General features: G+C 62.4%; 21 protein-coding genes. 9 read left to right on the top strand and 12 right to left on the bottom strand.

The window, feature by feature from the left end:
- Positions 1–90: 90 nt before the first annotated feature.
- On the top strand, positions 91–870 hold the full coding sequence (locus G5367_RS09165; RefSeq protein ID WP_005342772.1) for a substrate-binding periplasmic protein: 780 nt from the start codon (positions 91–93) through the stop codon (positions 868–870).
- A gap of 7 nt (positions 871–877) precedes the next feature.
- Here the strand turns inward: G5367_RS09165 and G5367_RS09160 are convergent, their stop codons facing one another.
- Complete coding sequence (locus G5367_RS09160; protein WP_421245107.1) at positions 878–1,687, bottom strand: LuxR C-terminal-related transcriptional regulator; 810 nt, start codon at positions 1,685–1,687, stop codon at positions 878–880.
- Positions 1,688–1,867: 180 nt separating this feature from the next.
- On the opposite strand from G5367_RS09160, the gene tyrS reads away from it, so the two are divergent.
- The 3 genes from tyrS (at position 1,868) to G5367_RS09145 (ending at position 4,950) form a co-directional block, all read left to right on the top strand.
- Positions 1,868–3,133 (top strand): tyrosine--tRNA ligase, encoded by a 1,266-nt coding sequence (tyrS, locus tag G5367_RS09155; protein WP_421245106.1) that lies wholly within the window; start codon positions 1,868–1,870, stop codon positions 3,131–3,133.
- A 168-nt stretch (positions 3,134–3,301) separates the two neighbouring features.
- Positions 3,302–4,213: a lipase family alpha/beta hydrolase gene (locus tag G5367_RS09150; protein ID WP_421245114.1), complete on the top strand. Its 912-nt coding sequence runs from the start codon at positions 3,302–3,304 to the stop codon at positions 4,211–4,213.
- Positions 4,210–4,950, top strand: a complete 741-nt coding sequence (locus G5367_RS09145) for a lipase secretion chaperone (protein WP_421245105.1) — start codon at positions 4,210–4,212, stop codon at positions 4,948–4,950. Before G5367_RS09150 ends, G5367_RS09145 begins: the two co-directional genes overlap by 4 nt.
- 44 nt (positions 4,951–4,994) lie before the next feature.
- Here G5367_RS09145 and G5367_RS09140 read toward each other — a convergent pair whose 3' ends face one another.
- From G5367_RS09140 to sgrR, 3 genes are read right to left on the bottom strand one after another with little or no spacing between them, the layout of a single operon-like run.
- Positions 4,995–5,708, bottom strand: coding sequence for a hypothetical protein (locus G5367_RS09140; protein ID WP_421245104.1), 714 nt, complete (start codon positions 5,706–5,708; stop codon positions 4,995–4,997).
- Between the two features lie 32 nt (positions 5,709–5,740).
- Positions 5,741–6,136 carry an acyl-CoA thioesterase gene (locus G5367_RS09135; protein WP_005342765.1) on the bottom strand — a complete coding sequence of 132 codons (396 nt, stop codon included), beginning with the start codon at positions 6,134–6,136 and terminating at the stop codon, positions 5,741–5,743.
- 50 nt (positions 6,137–6,186) lie between these two features.
- Entirely contained in the window at positions 6,187–7,905 is a 1,719-nt protein-coding gene (sgrR, locus tag G5367_RS09130) for an HTH-type transcriptional regulator SgrR (protein WP_421245103.1), read from the bottom strand.
- A gap of 100 nt (positions 7,906–8,005) precedes the next feature.
- Here sgrR and G5367_RS09125 point away from each other — a divergent pair, with 100 nt between their 5' ends.
- The 3 genes from G5367_RS09125 (at position 8,006) to G5367_RS09115 (ending at position 10,334) form a co-directional block, all read left to right on the top strand.
- Complete coding sequence (locus G5367_RS09125) at positions 8,006–8,182, top strand: hypothetical protein (RefSeq protein WP_421245102.1); 177 nt, start codon at positions 8,006–8,008, stop codon at positions 8,180–8,182.
- Positions 8,183–8,332: 150 nt separating this feature from the next.
- A complete protein-coding gene (locus G5367_RS09120; protein WP_139460859.1) occupies positions 8,333–9,601 on the top strand; it encodes an O-acetylhomoserine aminocarboxypropyltransferase/cysteine synthase family protein in 1,269 nt (422 codons plus the stop codon).
- 106 nt (positions 9,602–9,707) lie between these two features.
- Positions 9,708–10,334, top strand: a complete 627-nt coding sequence (locus G5367_RS09115) for a glutathione S-transferase family protein (RefSeq protein ID WP_421245101.1) — start codon at positions 9,708–9,710, stop codon at positions 10,332–10,334.
- A gap of 66 nt (positions 10,335–10,400) precedes the next feature.
- Here G5367_RS09115 and G5367_RS09110 read toward each other — a convergent pair whose 3' ends face one another.
- Complete coding sequence (locus tag G5367_RS09110; RefSeq protein WP_139406592.1) at positions 10,401–11,300, bottom strand: DMT family transporter; 900 nt, start codon at positions 11,298–11,300, stop codon at positions 10,401–10,403.
- 137 nt (positions 11,301–11,437) lie between these two features.
- Entirely contained in the window at positions 11,438–11,878 is a 441-nt protein-coding gene (locus G5367_RS09105) for a DUF2214 family protein (RefSeq protein ID WP_421245100.1), read from the bottom strand.
- An 83-nt stretch (positions 11,879–11,961) separates the two neighbouring features.
- On the opposite strand from G5367_RS09105, the gene G5367_RS09100 reads away from it, so the two are divergent.
- Positions 11,962–13,560, top strand: a complete 1,599-nt coding sequence (locus tag G5367_RS09100; RefSeq protein WP_421245099.1) for a sensor domain-containing diguanylate cyclase — start codon at positions 11,962–11,964, stop codon at positions 13,558–13,560.
- A 135-nt stretch (positions 13,561–13,695) separates the two neighbouring features.
- On the opposite strand, the gene G5367_RS09095 is transcribed toward G5367_RS09100, so the two are convergent.
- Genes G5367_RS09095 through G5367_RS09070 form a run of 6 tightly spaced genes read right to left on the bottom strand, consistent with a single transcriptional unit; the run spans position 13,696 to position 18,975 of the window.
- Entirely contained in the window at positions 13,696–14,349 is a 654-nt protein-coding gene (locus tag G5367_RS09095) for an HAD family hydrolase (protein WP_421208924.1), read from the bottom strand.
- Between the two features lie 39 nt (positions 14,350–14,388).
- Complete coding sequence (locus G5367_RS09090; protein WP_158110437.1) at positions 14,389–15,396, bottom strand: ABC transporter ATP-binding protein; 1,008 nt, start codon at positions 15,394–15,396, stop codon at positions 14,389–14,391.
- Positions 15,397–15,402: 6 nt separating this feature from the next.
- Complete coding sequence (locus G5367_RS09085) at positions 15,403–16,179, bottom strand: ABC transporter permease (protein ID WP_204380513.1); 777 nt, start codon at positions 16,177–16,179, stop codon at positions 15,403–15,405.
- On the bottom strand, positions 16,172–17,071 hold the full coding sequence (locus G5367_RS09080; RefSeq protein ID WP_421208925.1) for an ABC transporter permease: 900 nt from the start codon (positions 17,069–17,071) through the stop codon (positions 16,172–16,174). The genes G5367_RS09085 and G5367_RS09080 overlap by 8 nt, the downstream gene beginning before the upstream one ends.
- Positions 17,071–17,904 carry an alkaline phosphatase family protein gene (locus G5367_RS09075; RefSeq protein ID WP_421208926.1) on the bottom strand — a complete coding sequence of 278 codons (834 nt, stop codon included), beginning with the start codon at positions 17,902–17,904 and terminating at the stop codon, positions 17,071–17,073. Before G5367_RS09075 ends, G5367_RS09080 begins: the two co-directional genes overlap by 1 nt.
- 9 nt (positions 17,905–17,913) lie before the next feature.
- Positions 17,914–18,975, bottom strand: a complete 1,062-nt coding sequence (locus G5367_RS09070) for an ABC transporter substrate-binding protein (protein ID WP_005355254.1) — start codon at positions 18,973–18,975, stop codon at positions 17,914–17,916.
- A 264-nt stretch (positions 18,976–19,239) separates the two neighbouring features.
- Between G5367_RS09070 and G5367_RS09065 the strand changes: the two genes are divergently transcribed.
- A complete protein-coding gene (locus tag G5367_RS09065; RefSeq protein WP_088868366.1) occupies positions 19,240–20,004 on the top strand; it encodes a UTRA domain-containing protein in 765 nt (254 codons plus the stop codon).
- The last annotated feature ends 120 nt before the right edge of the window (positions 20,005–20,124 follow it).

Raw genomic sequence — 20,124 nt, 5'->3', positions numbered from 1 at the left:
GTGGCCTGTTGCGTTATCCGCGACCCGACTATGAACTTCTGGCCAAGGACACATAGACTGATAGGTAATTCACTGCACAAGGAGTGCGCCATGCGATCCCTGCTCGTGGTCCTTATCGCCCTGATTCTGCTGACCAGCTTCCCCGCACGGGCCGCCTTTATCTATTACTCGGAGCAGAACATGCCCCTCAACGGGCTCGACAAGGAGGGCAAGCCCATCGGGCTGGCAGTAGAGTTACTGCGGCTGATCTGGCGTGAGCTGGGGGAGCCGGAGCAACCTATCCAATTTATGCCATGGGCCCGCGGTTGGTATCTGCTGACCCAGCAACCGGAAGCAGTTCTCTTTACCACCGCCCGCACCAAAGAGCGTGATCCCCACTTCCTCTGGGTTTGCCCCATCAGCCACTCGCGAGTGACGCTGGTCGGACGCAAGCAGGATGCTCCCAGAGTCACCGACAAGGCAGATCTGGCTAAACTGCAGGTCGGGGTAATGCAGGCTGACGTGGGGGAGCAGCTACTGCTCAACCGCGGCATCAGCCCGGGCAACATGATGGCAGTGGAGCGCATGGATCAGGTGGTACGCCAGCTCATCATGGCACGCACCGATCTGGTGGCAGGCAACGAAGTGATGTTATTCCATCAACTGAAAGCGCTGGGATTCGCGCCGGAAGATTTCACCTCTGTCGCTGTGCTGGAAGAGCAGGATAACTGCTTTGCCTTCAACCCGCGGGCGGATCGGCAGCAGATCGCCCGGTTGCAGCAAGCCCTCGACCAAGTACGTCTCGGCAACCAATACCGACAGTTGATGGAGCGCTACCAGCGACTCAGTAACCTGCCCCAAAGCGATAAGCCGTTACCGCGGATCGAATAACCCCGGTTCATCTTCCTCCCTCTGTGGTGATCAGGTGGTTGAGGAAGAAATGAAACAGCTCGGCCCGTGAACGCAAGTGCAGCTTGCTATAGAGGTGCTTGCGATGGTTCTTCACCGTGCCGCAGCCAATGCCCAGAGTTGCGGCAATACCCTCTGTATCCAGCCCCTGTAACAGCAATCCCGCCACCTGGCGCTCACGCCGGGTTAGCCGATCCCCCCCCACACTGGCGATAGCCTGCTCCACAGCCCCCTTGAGATCAGTGCCATCTGGCTGTACCGGGCTCAGGGCCAGCAGCGGCTGGCTCTGCCGCCACTGCTGACGACAGAGCGAATGTACCAGCGGGAACAGCTGCTCCAACCGTGCCAGCTCGTCACGGCTGAGAGTACTGCGCTTGTCGAGTCGTCCAAGAAACAGCATCAGCGTCAGTCCGTCCCGCACCGGCAGGATCATCCCCACCTCCTCCTGCCAGCCGGTGGCCTGATAGAAGTGGTGGCGATATTCGGGATCGAGCCGCCCCTGGGAGACCTGCGCCAGGGTCCAGACGCCGGCAGGCAAGCCCTGCTCCAGCGCCTGCATAAAGGGATCCTGACTGAAGTGGCTGGTGAGGTAGCGATCAAACAGCAGGGCCCGCTGATGATTGAGGTTGTCGTAGAGATAGACGGGCCGCTGCCCAACCCCGAGCAACAGGGCGCAATCAAACGCCACCTGCTGCTGGATCAGCCGCACCAGCGCCGCCGGAAAAGCGCTGCTGTGCAAGGCATCGACCACCTCGGTCATACTGCGGGTCATGGCATCTGTGTCGAGAGCCTGGATCATAGGCGCTGGTTCATGGCGATAAGTTCCGGATGGCGGGTTAGCTCCCCGCGATGGTCGTGTGATGATCAGACGATGGCCGGATGCTAGCACGAGAGTGACAAAACTGTCCCCAGGGGGACATATTCGGCGCGAGCCAGAGGGGCGAGGATGTGGTTTTTTCCCCTTGCTGTTGGAGAACCCATGATCAACCCCCACCTGCTCGATGAGCTGACCCGACGCGGCCTGGTGGCCCAGAATTCCGACCCGGCGGCCCTGGCCGATCATCTTGCTACCCCGCGCACCGTCTACTGCGGGTTTGATCCCACCGCTGGCAGCCTGCATATCGGTCATCTGGTTCCGCTCTTGATGCTGCGCCGCTTCCAGCTGGCGGGACACACGCCGGTGGCGCTGGTGGGCGGGGCAACAGGCCTTATCGGTGACCCCAGCTTCAAGGCGACCGAGCGCAGCCTCAACAGTGCCGATACCGTGCAGGGTTGGGTCGCCAGTCTGTCGGCCCAAATCAGGGCGCTGCTGCCCGCCGATGAAGGCCTGGCGGTCCCGCAACTGGTCAACAATGGCGACTGGATGGGACAGATGTCCGCCCTCGATTTTCTGCGGGATATCGGCAAGCACTTCTCGGTCAACGCCATGCTGGCGCGGGAGTCTGTGCGCCAGCGACTGGCTCGCCCGGACCAGGGCATCTCGTTCACCGAGTTCTCCTACGCCCTGCTGCAATCCTACGACTTTGCGGTGTTGTACCAGCGGCTCAGTTGCACCCTGCAGATTGGCGGCAACGACCAGTGGGGCAATATCACCAGCGGCATGGATCTCACCCGTCGCCTCCATCAGGCGCAGGTCCACGGCATGACCCTGCCACTTATCACCAAGGCAGACGGCACCAAGTTCGGCAAGACCGAGGGTGGTGCGGTCTGGCTCGATCCGGCCCTCACCTCCCCCTACGCCTTCTACCAGTTCTGGCTCGGCACGGCGGACGAGGATGTTTACCGCTTCCTGCGCTACTACAGCTTTATGCCGCTGACCGAGATTGAGGCGCTGGAGGCAGAGGATGCCACGCGGCAAGGGCGCAAGCTGGCCCAGCAGGTGTTGGCGAACGAACTGACCGAGCTGGTGCACGGCAAAGCGGCGCTGGCGGCGGTGCAGCGCATCAGCGAACTGCTGTTTAGCGGCGACGTGACCCGCCTCGGCGAGAGCGATCTGGCCCAGCTGGCGCAGGATGGCATGCCGAGCAGCATCATCAGCGGCGAGACCGATCTGGTCAGTCTGCTGGTCAGCTGCGGTCTGGCTAACTCCAGGCGCATCGCCCGTGAACTGCTGGCGGCGGGCGCCATCAGCCTCAACGGGGTGCTCAAGCAGGATGAGCTGCTGAGTACTGCGGATCGGCTGTTTGGTCGCTACCTGTTGCTGCGCCGGGGCAAGAAGCAGTACTACCTGGTGGAGTGGCAATAAGCCGCGGGGCGGGGAGCACAGCCTCCCCGCCCGCACCCTGAATCCCTTTTGAATCCCGAGTTGCGATCCCCCTCACAGCCTCTCCCGTCAACAGCCACCATACTGGCACCGGCGAACATGGAGTACGCCACACAATCTGTTCCTCACGAATCAACAAGGATGCTGATGATGAAGAGATGGCTTCTGGTGCTGCTCTGTACCCTGCCCATGCTGGCACACGCCAGCGGATACACCCAGACCCGCTACCCCATAGTGCTGGTGCATGGCCTGTTCGGCTTCGACAAGCTGCTCGGGGTCGATTACTTCTACGGCATTCCCCAGGCCCTGAGCCGGGATGGAGCCAAAGTCTACGTGGCCCAGGTATCGGCCACCGCCAGTTCGGAGCAACGGGGCGAACAGCTGCTCGCCCAGATTGAGCTGCTGCTGGCGGCCACCGGCGCCGAGAAGGTCAATCTGATCGGCCACTCCCACGGCGGCCCCACCATCCGCTATGTTGCCTCGGTCGCCCCCGAACTGGTCGCCTCCGCCACCAGCGTCGGCGGAGTCAACTACGGATCCGAGATTGCCGATCTGGTGCGGGCCAACGCCACCCCAGGCAGCGCCGCCGAGAAGCTGGCTGCCGCCGCGGCCCACGCCCTCTCCGGCATGATTTCACTGCTCTCCGGCGGGAGCCAGCTACCGCAAGATCCGGTCGCCGCGCTCGATGCCCTCACCAGCAAGGGGGCCAGCCAATTCAACCAGCGCTACCCGGAGGGACTGCCCAGCCAGTATTGCGGCGAGGGGCCGATGCAGGCCAACAACGGCGTCTACTACTTCTCCTGGAGTGGGCGCGGCAACCTGACCAATCTGCTGGATCCGGTGGATCCTGCGCTGGCTCTGACCGGCGCCTTCTTCAAGGAGCCCAATGACGGGCTGGTCGGGGTCTGCAGCAGCCACCTCGGCAAGGTGATCGGCACCAGCTACCGGATGAACCATCTGGACGAAGTGAACCAGTCCTTCGGCATCCACCATCTGTTCGAGACCGATCCGGTCACCCTCTATCGCCAGCATGCCAACCGTCTCAAGGAGCTGGGACTATGAAGATTGCCACCCTGCTCGTCGTGCCCTGCGCCATCACCCTGCTGCTTGGCGGGGTGTTACTCTTGCCCACGGCACCGACGGCAGACTCATCAACCGCTCAAGCCAGCCAGCATGCACAGAGCCACCCGCACGATCCCGAGCAGGAGGCCGCCGATGCCCTGCAGGCGCGCTATCGCACCTTTGTCTCCGCCCAGAGCAGCCTGACGGTGCCCACCGATATCACCCTCGCCAGCCTGCAGATCCTCTTCGACGAACGGGAGCTACTGCGCCAACAGAGCTTCACACCGGCCGAGCAGGAACAATTGTTCGCCGAAGAGCGTCTGATGGAGCAGTTGACCCTGCGCCGCAAGGCACTGGCCGAAGCAAGCGATGCCGACAAGAAGGAGCTGGCCAGCGAACTGGAGCTCTGGCTGGCGGCGCAGCCCCGGTGGTTTCAGGAGGCCGAAGCCAACAGCCGCCTGCTGGGCGAACTGCAGGCGCTGGAAAAGATGGAGCCAGCCAGACGGGATGCCGAACTGCTGGAGAAGGCAGGGCCGGAAGCGGTGGATCGGATGCATCAGCTTGAGCAGAGCCGGCAGGGATTCAAGGAGCAGCTCAATGGCTATCTGGCCGAGCTGGAGCAGTTGCCTGCCACCGCCAGAACCGAACAGCAGCAGGAGCTGCTGGCTCGCTGGTTCGAACCCGGACAGTGGCGCCGGGTCGAGGCGCTCGCCCGGATGAAGCAGGGGGAACAATGAGCCAATGATAAGGGGCCCGCGATGGGCCCCTTGTTGTGGTGCGCTTATTGCGGCTTGTTAGTCGCCGGCAGCGGCTGCCAGGTGAGGCGAGTCACCAGATTGCCCTGCACCTCGCACTTGAGGCTCAGCTCCTGCCAACCCTTCTCCTGACGCAAGGATATATCGCCCGCGATCCCCTGCTCGCCAATCTTCAGCTTCTCCTGCTCGAAGATCACCTTGTCGCCACCAGCCAGCTCCATCAGCTTGCCGTTGCAGAGCCAGTGGGCGAGCTCACCCCCCTTGAGCTTGACGCTGCCCTTGGCCGCCTTCTGTTCGGCAGCGCCGGGAGCAAAGAGCTTGCTCAGCTCGGCGGCCCGCTTGGTGAGCCACTCCTGACGTTGCTGCATGCTCATCTTGCTGACGAACTCGGCGGGCTGACCCTTTTCGTCCAGCCATTGGGTCAGCTTGCCGCTGTCGTCAAAGGCGAACTGGGCGGCGGGCTCTTTGACTCCGAACAGCTTGCCCCCCTTGAAGTAATAGCGGCTCTCCCCCTCCAGCTTGCCCAACTCGTTCATGATGGGCACTGCGATGATGACGGGGGCACCATCAACCCAGGCCTTGATGTCGACGCCGTCGTGGCTGAAGAGACGGGTATCGAGGGCACTCGCGGCCCCCTTTTCCATCAGGGAGAACTGTTCGGCGAGCGTTGCCGCCAGAGACGGCAGGGAGCAGAGCCCCAGCCCCAAGCCGAGGCTCAGAGCGATCACGGTATTGCGCATATATGTCCTGTGTGTTGGCCGAAAGGCCCGGGTTAACTCTCTATCAACCAGGCCCGCAGCCCCTCCCGGTGAGTCTCGCTCAGAGGGATGGATTGCCGTGCCCGATAGTCAAAATGGATCAGGGTCGTCTCGCCAGTGACGGCCAGCTCCCCCTGCTGCCAGGCTTCCTGCCAAATGGTGAAGGAACTGCTGCCAATGCGGCGTACACCGGTCTTGATGGTGACCGACTGGCCGTAGAACAGCTCCCGTTTGAACTGCACCGTATAGCCCGCAATGATCAGATGCCAGTTGTGCACATCCAGATCGGGCGAGAAGATCCGGAACAGGGGATCCCGCGCCGACTCGAACCAGACTGCCGGCACCGTATTATTGATATGGCCGAGGGCATCTGTCTCCTGAAAGCGGGGTTGGATCTGCATTTCCAGCATGGCGGGTGACTCCTTGTCATGGGACCGCGCTCAGGCTAGCGCGCCCCGCATCAGGACTCAAGCTCCCCCGTCTTATCCCGAGTGCTGACAGCCAGTTCCGGCCGCAACCAGGCGCTGCGAAAATCGAACCAGCCGAGTGCCGTCATGCGAACCCCGTGCACGCCGGTGCGGCTCTCCAGCTCCAGCCAGTGGTGAAACAGCGGCACAAACCAGCCCTGCTGCTGCACTGTTGCCAGCAGGGTTCGCGGCCCTGGCTCCTCACCGCTGGCGCGCCACTGCGTCAATCCCTGCCACAAGGTGTACTGGCTGCCCCATACCTTGCGCAGCAGCGGTGTGCCCTGCAACCAGGCGTAGGGGGCAAATGGGCCGGCATGTTCGAGGTTAAGGGTGCCAAGCCAGAGATCCACATCTTCATCCTCGCCACTCACCCAACGACTGTAATCGAGGGTGCGCACCTCGAGCCGGATCCCCTGTTCGGCCAGCAGGCTGCTCATGGCGTTGGCGCACTCGTTGAACTCCAGATGCTGGTTGAAGCAGGCAAGCACCAGTCTTTCCGGCAACTGCGTCGGTGTGGGCAAGGGCGCGGGCAGCGCTTCGCGCCAGTGGGGCAGCAGGCCGAGGGCGCTGGTCCAGCCCCGTTGCAACTCGGGGGCGACTCGCCCCATCAGGGCAACCGGATTGAGCAGCTGGCCGAGCCACTGGCGCAGGGCGGGATCCTGCAAGGATCCGGAGCGATCGTCCTGCAGCAGGAAGTAGCAGCCCGATTCCAGCTCTGATTCGCCGCGCATGGTGCCGAGCTCAGGGCTGTCGCGTCCCAGCTGCAGGTGGGTCTCCAGTCGCTCCGCCAGCTCCGGCAACATCCAGATGTCGATCTCGTCGAGCAGGGCGCGCAGGCCGAAGTAGTCGTCAAACGCCGCAAGGCAAAGATGCAAGGGATCGTTGGCGGCCACCCGGTAGGGGCCGGTGCCCACCGGTTGCAGGGCAAAGCCTGCCTCCCCCTTGAGCTCTCGCGGCAAAATGGTCGCCACCGGCTCGGCCAGCAGGTGGGGCAACCAGGGATCCGGGCTGTCGAGATAGAGATCCAGCGTGCGCGGCCAGGGGCTCTCCAGCCGATCCAGATGGGCGAACAGCGGGCGAGCCCGCAGGTCCAGCAGGCTCTCCATCACATCCTCCACCACCAGCTCGCGACCATGGTGAAAACGCACCGCCGGGCGCAGGTAGAAGCGCCAGTGGCAGGGGCCCAGACACTCCCAGTGGTGGGCGAGATCCCCTTCGATTTCCCCATTTTCCTCATTTCGCCGGGTGAGGCCGTTGAAGATCTGGCGGCTCAGGTGGATTTCGGAGCGGCGCATCGGACCGGTGGGCAGCAACTGCGGCAGCGGCCGGTAGTAGGGCACCCGCAGGATCTGGCGCCCCTCGCGGGTGGCCTGACCGAGCTGTTCGATCAGCAGCGGAGTGAGCAGATCGAGGCGATCCTCGGCCAGTCGTACCGCCTGCGCCAGCTGGCCCTGACTGAGCAGATCCCGCAAGCGGCGCCGGGTCAGGCTCTCCTGACTATCGAGCAGGGTGAGTCGGGAGCGCCGCCCCCGCCCCGCTTCCGCCGACCAGCTGAGCCAGCCCTGATCCTGCATCCGCCGCAGCAGCAGGCGGGCGTTGCGCGGGGTGCAGCAGAGCAGATCCGCCACCTCGGCGAGGCTGATCTCCCGTTCGTCGCTGCCAAGCAGCTGGGCGAGTCGTTGAAATTGCTGGTAGAGGCGACCGGTCGGCATAAAAGAGGAAATCCTGTTGCTATAAGTCATCAGTTTTTACTTCCGCATTTTAGCTCAATACTGCTGATGAACGTGAGAACCACTGCACAGGAGCACCATCATGAGCCACGCCAACTCCCTCAAACCGAACCGGATCCAGCAGACCTTGCGCCGTTACTTCAAGCGGATCCTGCCGCGCCCGCTGGCGCTCATCGAGGATCCCATGCAGCAGCTCAACCGCCTGATGCAGTGGGATATGAACCAGATCGACGACAAGGAGTATCGCCGTCGTCTCTGAGTGCGGGCCATGCCAGCCACTCAGGACGCGCATCCCCTGCAGGCGACATTGCTTTGCCGGATCTTGCTGTTTACATCGGCCACGGGCCTGATAGATTGGACGTCTATCCATCTATAAATGCCATAAGCAACATCCAACAAGGAGTGTGTGATGAAAGATGCGACCCTGGCCCTGCACCACGGCTTTTCCAACGACCCCACCACCAAGGCGGTCGCCGTGCCCATCTACCAGACGGTGGCCTACGAGTTCGAGAGCGCCCAGCACGGGGCGGATCTGTTCAATCTGGCGGTGCCGGGCAACATCTACACCCGCATCATGAACCCCACCAACGATGTGCTGGAGCAGCGGATGGCCGCGCTGGAAGGGGGTATCGCTGGCCTGGTGGTCTCGGCGGGTTCCGCCGCCATCACCTACGCCATTCAGGCGCTGACCGCCGCCGGTGACAACATTGTCTCCACGCCCCAGCTCTATGGCGGCACCTATACCTTGTTCGCCCACATGCTGCCGAGCTTCGGGGTCGAGGTGCGCTTCGCCAAGGATGACAGCGCCGAGGCCATCGCCGCCCTGATCGACGACAAGACCAAGGCGGTCTACTGCGAGAGCATCGGCAACCCGGCGGGCAACATCGTCGATTTGGCCGCGCTGGCCAAGGCAGCCCACGCCCGTGGCGTGCCGCTCATCGTCGACAACACGGTCGCCACCCCCGTGCTCTGCAAGCCCATCGAACACGGCGCCGACATCGTGGTCCACAGCCTGACCAAATATGTCGGCGGCCACGGCAACTCGCTGGGTGGCGTCATCGTCGACTCGGGCAAGTTCCCCTGGGCGGATCACGCCGAGCGCTTCCCCCAGCTGACCAAACCGGAACCTTCATATCACGGGGTGGTCTATACCGAGGCCTTTGGCCCGGCCGCCTTTATCGGGCGGGTGCGTACCGTGCCGCTGCGCAATACCGGCGCCGCGTTGGCGCCGATGAACGCCTTCCTGCTGCTGCAGGGGCTGGAGACCCTGAGCCTGCGCATGGAGCGCCACGTCGACAACGCCCTGCGGGTCGCCAACCACCTCAAGCATCACCCCAAGGTGGCATGGGTCAGCTATGCCGGTCTGCCGGGTCACCCGCACTATCTGCTGGCAGAGAAGTACATGGCCGGTCGCCCCTCGGCGATTCTCTCGTTCGGGCTGAAAGATGGCTACGAGGCGGGCGTGCGTTTCTACGATGCGCTCAAAATCTTCAAGCGGCTGGTCAACATCGGCGACGCCAAATCGCTGGCCTGCCACCCGGCCTCCACCACCCATCGCCAGTTGAGCGAGGAGGAGCAGGCCAAGGCTGGCGTGAAACCGGAGATGATCCGGCTGTCGGTGGGGATCGAGGCGATCGAGGACATTCTGGCGGATCTGGATCAGGCGCTGGAGGCCTGAGTCAGTCAACGAGGGAGCGGGCATCAGCCCGCTCTTTTTTAGCCATCGGTGAACCGCCCCCCTCGTCCGCTCGTATACCCCACCCTGCCACCGAATCGAGGTCGTTATGATAGTCCTGCACCACCTGAACAAATCCCGCTCCCAACGCATCATCTGGCTGCTCGAAGAGCTGGGTCAGCCCTATGAAATCAAGGCGTATCAGCGCGATGCCACCACCTTTCTGGCACCGCCCGAGCTAAAAGCCATCCATCCACTCGGCAAGTCGCCGGTCATCGAGTTCGACGGCCGGGTGCTGGCAGAATCGGGCGCCATCACCGAGTACCTGATTGCCCGCTACGCCCCGGATCGGCTGGCACCGGCACCAGATAGCCCCGACTATCCCGAATACCTGCAGTGGCTTCACTTTGCCGAGAGCTCGGGCATCCTGCCTCTGCTGCTGGATATGTTTGTGCGCAAGGATGGCAGCCCGATGCGCTTCCTGCCGGACTACGCCAAAGCAGAGTGTGCCAAGGTGCTGGGCTACCTCAATGAGGTACTGGCGAGTCGCCACTATCTGGTGGGGGATCGCCTCTCCGGCGCCGACATCATGAACTCCTTCCTGGTGGATCTGCTGGCGCAAAGCGGTCAGCTGGCCCACTTCCCGCACCTGCAAGCCTACTGGCAGCGCCTCAATACCCATCCGGCCCGTCAGAAGGCCATGGAGCTGGAGCGCGAGCTGGATCAGCGCCCCTGACCCGAGTCGCCATCATGCAAAACGCCCCGACTGTCGGGGCGTTTTTGTTATGCTGCGGGCTGCGGTTTACTTTGTCGCTGGCACCTTGTCCCGGCGCGACTTCCACCACCAGCGCAGCCGGATCTGGGAGATGAGCATCCCCGCCAGCATCAGGGCACAACCGGCAATGGCGCGCTCGTCCAGCGTTTCATCCAGCAACAATACGCCACCCACGGCGGCAAAGACGGTCTCCAGACTGAGGATGATGGCGGCGTGGGCCGGATGGGCGCCCCGCTGCCCTACCACCTGCAGGGTATAACCCACCCCGACCGACACCAGTCCGGCATAGAGTAGCGCCTGCCAACCGGCCACAGCGCCGCTAACAGTCGGAGTTTCAATAACAAAAGCGGTGGCGAGGCTGAGCAGGCCGCAGACTACGAACTGCACTCCGGCGAGCTTGATGGGAGCAACCCGGTTGGAGTAGTGATCCACCAGCAGCAGGTGAACGGCCCAGAACAGGGCGCCGACCACCTGCAGCAGATCGCCAAAGCCGATGGTGAACTCGTCGGTAACGCTCAACACATAGAGACCGGCCAGCGCGATGATGGCGCCGATCCAGGTATTGAGGCCACTCTTGTGGCGCAGCAGTAGCCCCAGTACCGGCACCAGAATGATGTAGAGCCCGGTGATGAAACCGGCCTTGGCGGCAGTGGTATAAAGCAGCCCCACCTGCTGCAGGGAGGCGGCACAGAACAGCACCAGCCCGGCCAGCACACCACCGATCAGCAGTTGGCGATGGTCGCCCGCGACGGCAACAGGTTGTCGGGATTTGAGCCACCAGAGCAGCGGCAGCAGGGAGAGGGCGCCGAGCAGAAAGCGCAGGCCATTGAAGGTATAGGGCCCCATGTGATCCATCCCGAGGCGCTGGGCGACAAAGCCCATACCCCAGATGGTGGCAGCCATCAGCAACATCAGATTGGAGCGCATGGCGATTCTTCCTTAAATCGGCGCGTGACGGGTTATCCGATCCAAGATACCCGCCTCCCTATCCTCTTGTCTCCACTCTTTGTCTTCGCTCTCGCTCTCAACGCTCTGCATCGCACTGCTTTTGAGCACCGCGAGTGTTACTGCAGCGAGGGCTTGGTGAACACGGCCAACAGGGCAATCAGTAGCAGATTGCCCCGCAGGATCCACACCACCCGGAAGTGCTGCTGAATGGAGATCATCGGCGCCTTGCCCAGACGCAGGGCGCGACGCCAGCGATAGAAGAGGCGGCTGGGATAAACGAGGGAGCCGACAATCAGCAGAAACAGCCCCATCTTGAGACCGTGGGCAGGATGGGCAAAGATCTCTGCCACCGAGCTGGCATGCTCGAGGGCCAGCAGACTCCCGGTGGCAAAGATGGAGAAGAGCGCCAGCGCCGCCACCCCATCTGCCAGCAGCAAGCGGCGCACCCGCAGCATGTTCAGGCCGCGCCGAAAGATCAGATACTCGACACAGAGGGCAAGGATTAGCACCGCTATGCTGCCATAATGAATCATTGAGAGCAGAGTGTGGTTCAACATCGGAAACATCTCATTTTCTGCCTTTAGACGAGCCGCACAGCATCATATATGCTGGTGTCACCCGAGACGAAAAGGATCTGTTCATGTCCCCCGCCAAGCCCAAGAATACTTGGTCTTTGATCACCCGCATGCGGCTGGGCCTCCTCTTGCTCTTTATCCCAGTGTTGCTGCTCGGCAGCATCTACTACCTGCATATGGAGCGCACCCTGCGCCACGAGCAGCAACAGAACCTGATTGCTCGCAACACCCAGTATTTCCATACCCTGATCGAACCCTATCTGGCGACCCTCAAACGCCAGTTTACGCTCATTTATCAGCAGGTAAATTATCAGGATTTCAGCGGCTCGGAGATCCTTAACGGCGAGCGCTACCTGCAACAGTGGCAGGCCTATCACAAGGTGATGGAGCTCGATTACGTCTACGTGGGCACCGAGCATCGCAAGATGCTGATCCACCCTTCCTGGCAGGCCGACGAGAAGTTCGATCCCAGAACCCGCCCCTGGTATCTGCTGGCCGCCAGCCATCCCGGACAGATTGTCTGGACTGCTCCTTATTACGACTACACCTTGGGCACTCTCACCATGGCGCTGGCCAGGGTGATTGAAGATCCTGACGGCAAGCGGGTTGGCGTACTCTCGCTGGATACCCAGCTCACCCCCCTCGCCAGCTGGCTCAACAGTCGGCATGAGCAGAGTCACCATCTGGGTAATGGCTATCAGCTCCTGCTCAACCATGACGGGCTGGTGCTGGCCCATCCGGATCGCGAACGGGTATTCAAGCCGCTCACCCATCTTGAATGGCTGGCACAAATGCAACAGCCGCAGGGTTTCTTCCTCGATGATGCCAGCGGCCTGATGGTCTCCTACTACCGCATCCCCGAGCAGCGCTGGATCCTGCTCAGCGTCGAGCCGACTGCCAGCATGCAGCAGGTGATCGACAGCGTCTCCATCAACGTGCAGCTGATGATTGCACTCGCCTGCATTCTCTATCTGCTGCTGGCACTGCTCTGGTCCCGCTATTTCCGTCGCATGCTGGGAGAGATTACCCTGCTGATCCGCACCAGTCGTTCTGGCGGTAAAGCCTATCATGGTAGCCGCATGCTGGAGCTGGCCAAGGTCTATGAAGAGATGGATGCCGCCAGCCAGGATTTTGCCCAGATCCGCCAGCAAGCCAATCAGGACAAGCTTACCGGTCTTTACAACCGCCGTTTCTTCGACGAGTGCCTGCAAAGACAGCTCGGCAGTGGCCCCCCCTTCCTCGTGGTGATGTTCGATCTCGATAACTTCAAACAAGTCAACGATACCTTTGGCCACCAGACAGGGGATATAGTCCTCAGGCGAGTAAGCAAGCTGGGCATGAAAATGTTTGACCAGTGGGGTTGGTTCTGCCGCTACGGTGGCGAGGAGCTGGTGCTGATCTTGCGGTTGGAGATGCAAATGAATGAGGTTGCCTCACTGCTGGAGAGCTTCAGACTCGCAGTCACTCAACTGGAGTGGCGAGAGCCGGAACTGACCATTACCCTCAGCGGTGGGGTGGCCTTGAGTCACTCCGGACTCTCGGCCAAGGAGCTGATAGAGCTGGCCGACAGCGGGGTTTATCAGGCCAAGCGGGAGGGGAAAAATCGTATCTGCTTCCCCCAGCGTCGTGGCAACGGTCAGATGGAAGAGGCCTCCTCACCTTGAGCAAACTCGGCGGTCATCGTGGCGGGAGACAGAATGAACGCAACCAGGAAAGGAAGACAGGAGAGAGGCAACGGCCTCTCTCTGTTGTTTATATCGCTATTTTTGCCGTGTATTGAGCCTGTTTGAGCGCACAACTCAGCGCTGCCACACCCACACCGGCCAGCCCAGCTCCTCGGCCTGCTGACGCAGCGCGGGGGCCGGATTGACCGCATGGGGGTGGCTCACCGCCCGCAGCATGGGCAGATCGTTGTGAGAGTCGCTATAACCAAAGCTCCCCTGCCAGAGATGGTCCCTGCCGGCAAAGAGCTGGTTGATGCGGGCCACCTTGCCTTCACGAAAGCTGAGGGTGCCGCGGGTCTGGCCGGTCAACATCCCCTCCTCCTCATCGAGCAGGATGGCGACGCAGTGATCCATCCCCAGCATCTTCGCCATGGGGGCCACCAGATGCTCGCCGGAGGCGGAGATGAGCACCAGATCGTCGCCCCGCTCCCGATGCCATTCGATGCGCGCCAACCCCTCGGGGTAGAGGCGCTCGCGCAGCACCTGCTCGGCAAAGCGGGTAGAGAGCGAGTCGAGCCACTGGCGCGTCTTGCCCGCCAGCGGTTGCAGGGTGAAAGCCATGTACTGGTGCATGTCCATCTTGCCCTGATGGTAGAGGGACATCATGGCCTGCTCCTCGGCGATCATGCTGGCAGGGGCCAGCTCCTCGGCCACCATGTACTCCAGCCAGAGGCTGGCAGAATCCCCCGCTATCAGGGTCTCGTCCAGATCAAACAGTGCCAGTGCCATGGGCGCTCCTCGCAGTGAAAATGGAAATGAAATGCGGCCTCATGCTACCTCACAGAGTTGATCCCGGGCCACCACCAGGGTCACGGCACTGCCGGTGGCCAGCAGATCGCCAGCCGAGCGGTTGAGGCAATCCACCGTCAACAGCCCCGCCTCGCACTCCACCTGATAGCGGATCACGTTGCCGAGCAGCTGTTGCTGGCGAACGATGCCGGGCAGGCTGGGTTCGCTGCTGGTCGCCCCGGCGGGCAGCAGGGTGATGGACTCCGGCCGCAGCGCCAGCTTGCCCTGAAAACGGGGGCCGAACAGCGACTTGCCCTGCTCGGCGCCGAGCAGGTTGTAGTTGCCGATAAAGCCCGCCACAAACTCGCTGGCGGGGCGGGTGTAGATCTCCTCCGGCGTGCCGCTCTGGACGATGGAGCCCTTGTTCATCAGGAAGATCCGATCCGACATGGTAAGCGCCTCCTCCTGATCGTGGGTCACGAAGATGGTGGTGAGTTCGAGCCGCTGCTGGATCTCGCGGATCTGCTGGCGCAGGCTGCGGCGGATGCGAGCATCCAGCGCCGAGAGCGGCTCGTCCAGCAGCAGGATCCGCGGCTGCACCACCAGTGCCCGGGCCAGCGCCACCCGCTGGCGCTGGCCGCCGGAGAGCTCGGCCGGATAGCGGCGCTCGAAGCCGGTCAGCTCCACCAGCGCCAGCGCCTCCTGCACGCTGGCGGCGAGATCCCGTCCCGGCTGGGGTTTCATCTTGAGGCCGAAGGCAACGTTGTCCCACACCGTCATGTTGGGGAACAGCGCATAACTCTGGAACACCATGCCGATGCCCCGCTTCTGGGGCGCCTGCCAGGTGATATCTTCACCGGCCACCCGCACCTGACCGCCATCCACCGGAGTGAGCCCCGCCAGCGCCCGCAGCAGGGTGGATTTGCCACAGCCGGAGGGGCCGAGCAGGGTCACCAGCTCCCCCTTGCGGATGCCGAATTCGATCCCCTCGAACACCGGCGTATCGCCGTAAGATTTGTGCAGTTGATTCACTTCTAGATGGAACATGTTGATTCACCGATGAAATCTGTTGGCTGCCCAGGTGAGCAGCAGAGTCAGCAGGAAGTAGCTCATCACCAGCGCACTGGTGAAGTGGCCAGAAGTGGCGCGCATGTTGTAGAGGTAGACCTGCAGGGTCTCGTAACGGGTGCCCACCAGCATGTTGGCAAACACGAACTCGCCGAGCAGGAAGGAGAGCGAGAGAAACAGCGCCGCCAGCAATCCCTTGCGCAGGCAGGGGATCACCACCAACAGAAAGGCGCGCCGACTACTGGCCCCCAGCAGATGGGCGGCATCCATCAAATCCCTGAGCGGCACCCCTTGCAGGCTGTTGGCCAGTGCCCGGTACATGAAGGGGAGCACCACGGTGAACCAGGTGCCGATCAGGATCCACGGCGTGCCGATAATGGGCAGAACACCATCGGCGTAGATCTGCAGCAGCCCCACCGACGAGACCACAGGTGGCACCGCGAAGGGGAGCAGGATCAGCAGGTTCATCCAGGGATCCAGCTTTGGGAAGTAGTAGGCCACCACCAGCACGGTCGGTACCAGCACCAGGGTCCCCAGCATCAGGGTGGCGACACAGACCAGGAGACTTCGGCCAAAAGCCGCCAGAAAGCGCGGATCGCCCCACAGCTTGAGATACCAGTCGAGGGTGAAGCCATCCGGCAGCAGGGTCGCCCCCCAGCGGGTAGAGATGGAGTAGAGAAACGTGGCCAGCAGCGGCAGCAGCAGGGTGGCGACCAGCCCACCCAGCACCCACTTTGGCCAGCGCGGCGTCAAATCATGCATGGGATTGCCCCTTGTTCACATAGCTCTTTTTCAGCAACCACTGGTTGGCGGCCGTCACTACCCCCAGCAGCACCATCAGGATCACCGCCAGCGCCGCCGCCATATTGGGCTCGAGAAAGATGTCGCCGGAGACCAGACTCGCCACCCGGATGGTCACCAGATTGAAGTTTCCAGTAGTGAGGGCGTAGGCAGAGGCATAGGCCCCCACCGCGTTGGCAAACAGGATGATCAGGGTGCCAAGCAGCGCAGGCGTCAGCACCGGCAGCGCCACGTGCCACACATATTGCCCCTTACTCGCGCCGAGCAGCGCGGCCGCTTGCGGCCACTCATCCTGCAGCGCATCGAAGGCCGGGTAGAGCAGCAGCAGGGCGAGCGGGATCTGGAAATAGGTGTAGATGAGAATAAGGCCCGACCCCGAGTAGAGGTTGAAGCCGTCGATCAATCCCCAGGATTTCAGCAGCAGGGTCACCGCACCATTGATGCCGAGAATGATGATAAAGGCGAATGCCAGCGGCACCCCGCTGAAGTTGCCGGTCATGGTGACAAAGGCCAGCAGCAGCCGTTTTACCCGCTCGCCACTGTGGCGCAGCGCCGCTGCCCCGAGGGTGCCGATGGCAAGCCCCGCCAGACTGGCGATACCGGCGATGCGCAGCGAGTTGCCGAACGATTGCAGGTAGAAGGGGGAGCTCAAAATCTCCCGGTAGTAGTCGATGCCCCAGCCATCCGGGGTCTGGAAACTGCCCACCAGCACCCACACCATGGGGGCGAGCTGGAACAGGATCATCAGGAGAACGAACGGCAGCAGCACCAGGGCGGGCAGCCAGTGACGGCGAGCCCGGCGCCGGGTGACGGCCGGTTGATCCGCCAGGATCTCGGTGGTGGCGGGCATCATCAGTGTACCTCCCGCAGGAAGGCGGCCTTGAGCAGTGGCGGGCAGCCCGGCTTGTCGTGGGAAACTCCCAGCAGATCGGCCATCAAGGCGCAGAGCTGGGTCTGGGCGATCACTACCCCATCCGGCCAGCGCTCGATAAATGCATCGCCAAACAGCCAGAGCGGCACGGTGCGCTCTTCGGTCAGGGTGCCGCCGTGGCTCAAGTCGTTGTTCATGCCGTGATCCGAGGTGATCACCACCTGATATCCCTGTGCCAGCCACTGGGGCAGCAGGTCGGCCAGCAGGCTGTCCATCCGGCGCGCCTGATTGCGGTACTGACGGGAGTCGAGGCCGAACTGGTGGCCAGCGTTGTCCACCCCCATGGGATGGATCAGGAGAAAATCGGGGTCGTACTGGCTGCGCAGCCACTCGCCATCCATCAACAGGTGGCTGTCGGGGTAGCCGTCATCCCAGTAGAAACAGCCGTGCTGGATGGGCAGTCGCTCGTCATGGGTGAAGCGATCGCGGGCTGCCAGCCAGGGGCTGCGGTTGTAGAGTTCGCTCACCCAGTAATAGGCCGCCGCTGCGGTGCGTTTACCCGCAGCGCGGGCCAGATGGAAGATGGAGTCATGCAGACTGAGGCGACTCACCCCGTTGTGGGTGATGCCGCTCACCACCGGCGGCACGCCGGTCAGGATGCACTCGTAGAGGGGTCGGGAGAGAGACGGCAGGGCAGCATTCAGGGTCGTATGCAGGCCCCGCCCCGCCTCCACCATGCCACCGAGGTAGCCCATGGTGTGGGCTACCTCGGCTGCCAGACCATCCACAAGTACCACTATCACCTTGTGTTGCACTGGATTCCCTTACTGCATGTTGATCATGACGGTTTCTTGCCACTGGCGCGGCAGGGCTTTGGAGCTCTGCTCCCAGGCGGCGTGATCCTGAACCGGCTTGGCATTGGCATACTGCTCGGCTGGCAGCAGCTTGGCCTTCACATCATCCGGCAAAGTCACGTTGCTGCGGATCGGGCGAGCGTAGCCGCGGGCCAGGTTGATTTGACCGGCATCGGAGAGGATGTATTCCCGCGCCAGTTTGGCGGCGTTGGGGTTCTTGGCCCACTTGTTGATGATGGTGGTGTAACCGGCGATGACTGAACCGTCACTCGGGATCACCACATCAAACTTCTTGGGGTCGATCTGGTCGCGGTAGTTGAGGGCGTTGAAGTCCCACAGCACACCCACTTCCACCTCGCCCTTCTCGATGTTGGCGATGGTCGGATCGTTCAGGGAGAGACGACCCTGCTTGGCCAGCTGGCCGAACAGCTCCAGTGCAGGTTTCAGATTCTTCTCGCTGCCGCCGGTGGCATAGGCCGCCGCCAGCACGCCGTTGTTGGCCTGGGAGGCTACGCCCACATCACCCAGGGTCACCTTGTAGTCGCCACCCAGCAGGGATTGCCAGCTGGTGGGGGCGGCCTTGACCAGATCCTTGTTGATCAGGAAGGCGATGGTGCCGGTATAGGCCAGCATCCAGTGACCGTCGGCGTCCTTGGCCCAGTTGGGAATATCGGCCCAGGTGGAGGGTTTGTAGGGTTGGGTAACACCCTGCTTGACCGCAACCGGACCGAAGGCGCCGCCCACGTCACCGATATCGGCGGTGGCATTGGCCTTCTCGGCGGCGAACTTGGCGATCTCCTGCGCCGAGCTCATGTCGGTATCCTGATGCTTGATGCCGTAGATGCTGCCCAGCTGCTGCCAGGTATCCTTCCAGTTGGCCCAGCTGTCGGGCATGCCGATGCTGTGGAGCTGGCCTTCGCCACGGGCGGCCTTTTCGAGATCCGCGATATTTTCGGCTGCATAGCTATTTGTGGCAAACAACGGTTGGCTGATGGCCACCATGGCCAGTGCACTTGCGATCACGCTTTTCATCATCCCATCCCTCTGGACTAGGTCAGTTAAGGTTCGAGAGGGATGCTAGAGGGGAATTGTGACGGTGGCGGGGCGCTTTAATGGCAGTTTGATGACAATCACCCTGTCATGGCGCTGTCATCCACAGCAGTTACAACTCTGAACCCGAGTGAGGCTGGACTATTCCAGTAAGGGATTGGCCAGCCACCCGCCTTCTGAATAAGCAACAGGGACAAGAGTGTGACCGAGCCGAGATTGAGCGAGCAGAGAGTGAACGAACAGAGCATGGCCGATGGCCGCGTCTCCTCCAAGTGCGAACAGATTTGCCAGACTCTGCGCCGCTATATCGGCAGCGGCCAGTTGGGGGCCGGGCAGCAGCTACCCGCCGAGCGGGCCCTGAGCGAGCGCTTTGCCACCACCCGCATCACCATCAAGGAGGCGCTCTCCAGCCTCGAAGCAGACGGCCTTATCTACCGGGCCGAGCGGCGCGGCTGGTTTGTGGCGCCACCCCGCCTCACCTACGATCCCGCCATCCACACCCACTTTCACCAGTGGATCGGCGAGCAGCAACGCACCGCCGAAACCCGGGTGCTGGCCCATGGCAGCGAGCTTGCCAGCAGCGAGCTGTGCCGCTGGATGGGGTTGGAACCCTTCACTCCACTTTATGAGATCCGCCGCCAGCGGCTGATCGACGGCCGCCCGGTGCTGCATGTCAGCCACCACCTGCTGGCGAGCCGCTTTCCCGATATCGCCAGCGCGCCGCTGGCCAGCTCCCTCACCGAGCTCTATCAGCAGCGCTATGGCATAGGCCAGGGTGGGGCGAGTCTCGAGATCACCCCCTCGGCGGCGCGCGGCGCCATCGCCCGCGCCCTCAATCTGGCAGAGGGGAGCGCGGTGCTGCGGCTGGTGCGGGTCAATTACGACGAGCGGGGCGGTCTGGTAGATTGCGATATCGAGCACTGGCGGCCGGATGCGATCCGTATCTGTCTGGATACGCGAGCGTTGCAGCCGCTCGCAGGCAAGCTGCAACAAACCCGGGTCGCCGATTAGGGAAAATATCCAGAGCACTGTCGAGCACAGTGGCGATCCGCATCGGCCTCGATAACCGGGTGCTGCAACCGGTCGCAAGCAGATCGCATACCGTTCAACTCAAGGAATAACCAGACTCCA

It is taken from the genome of Aeromonas sp. 604282, from assembly GCF_049170575.1.
Taxonomy (GTDB): Bacteria; Pseudomonadota; Gammaproteobacteria; order Enterobacterales; family Aeromonadaceae; genus Aeromonas; species Aeromonas veronii_A.
This window is presented reverse-complemented; position numbering and strand designations above follow the sequence as displayed.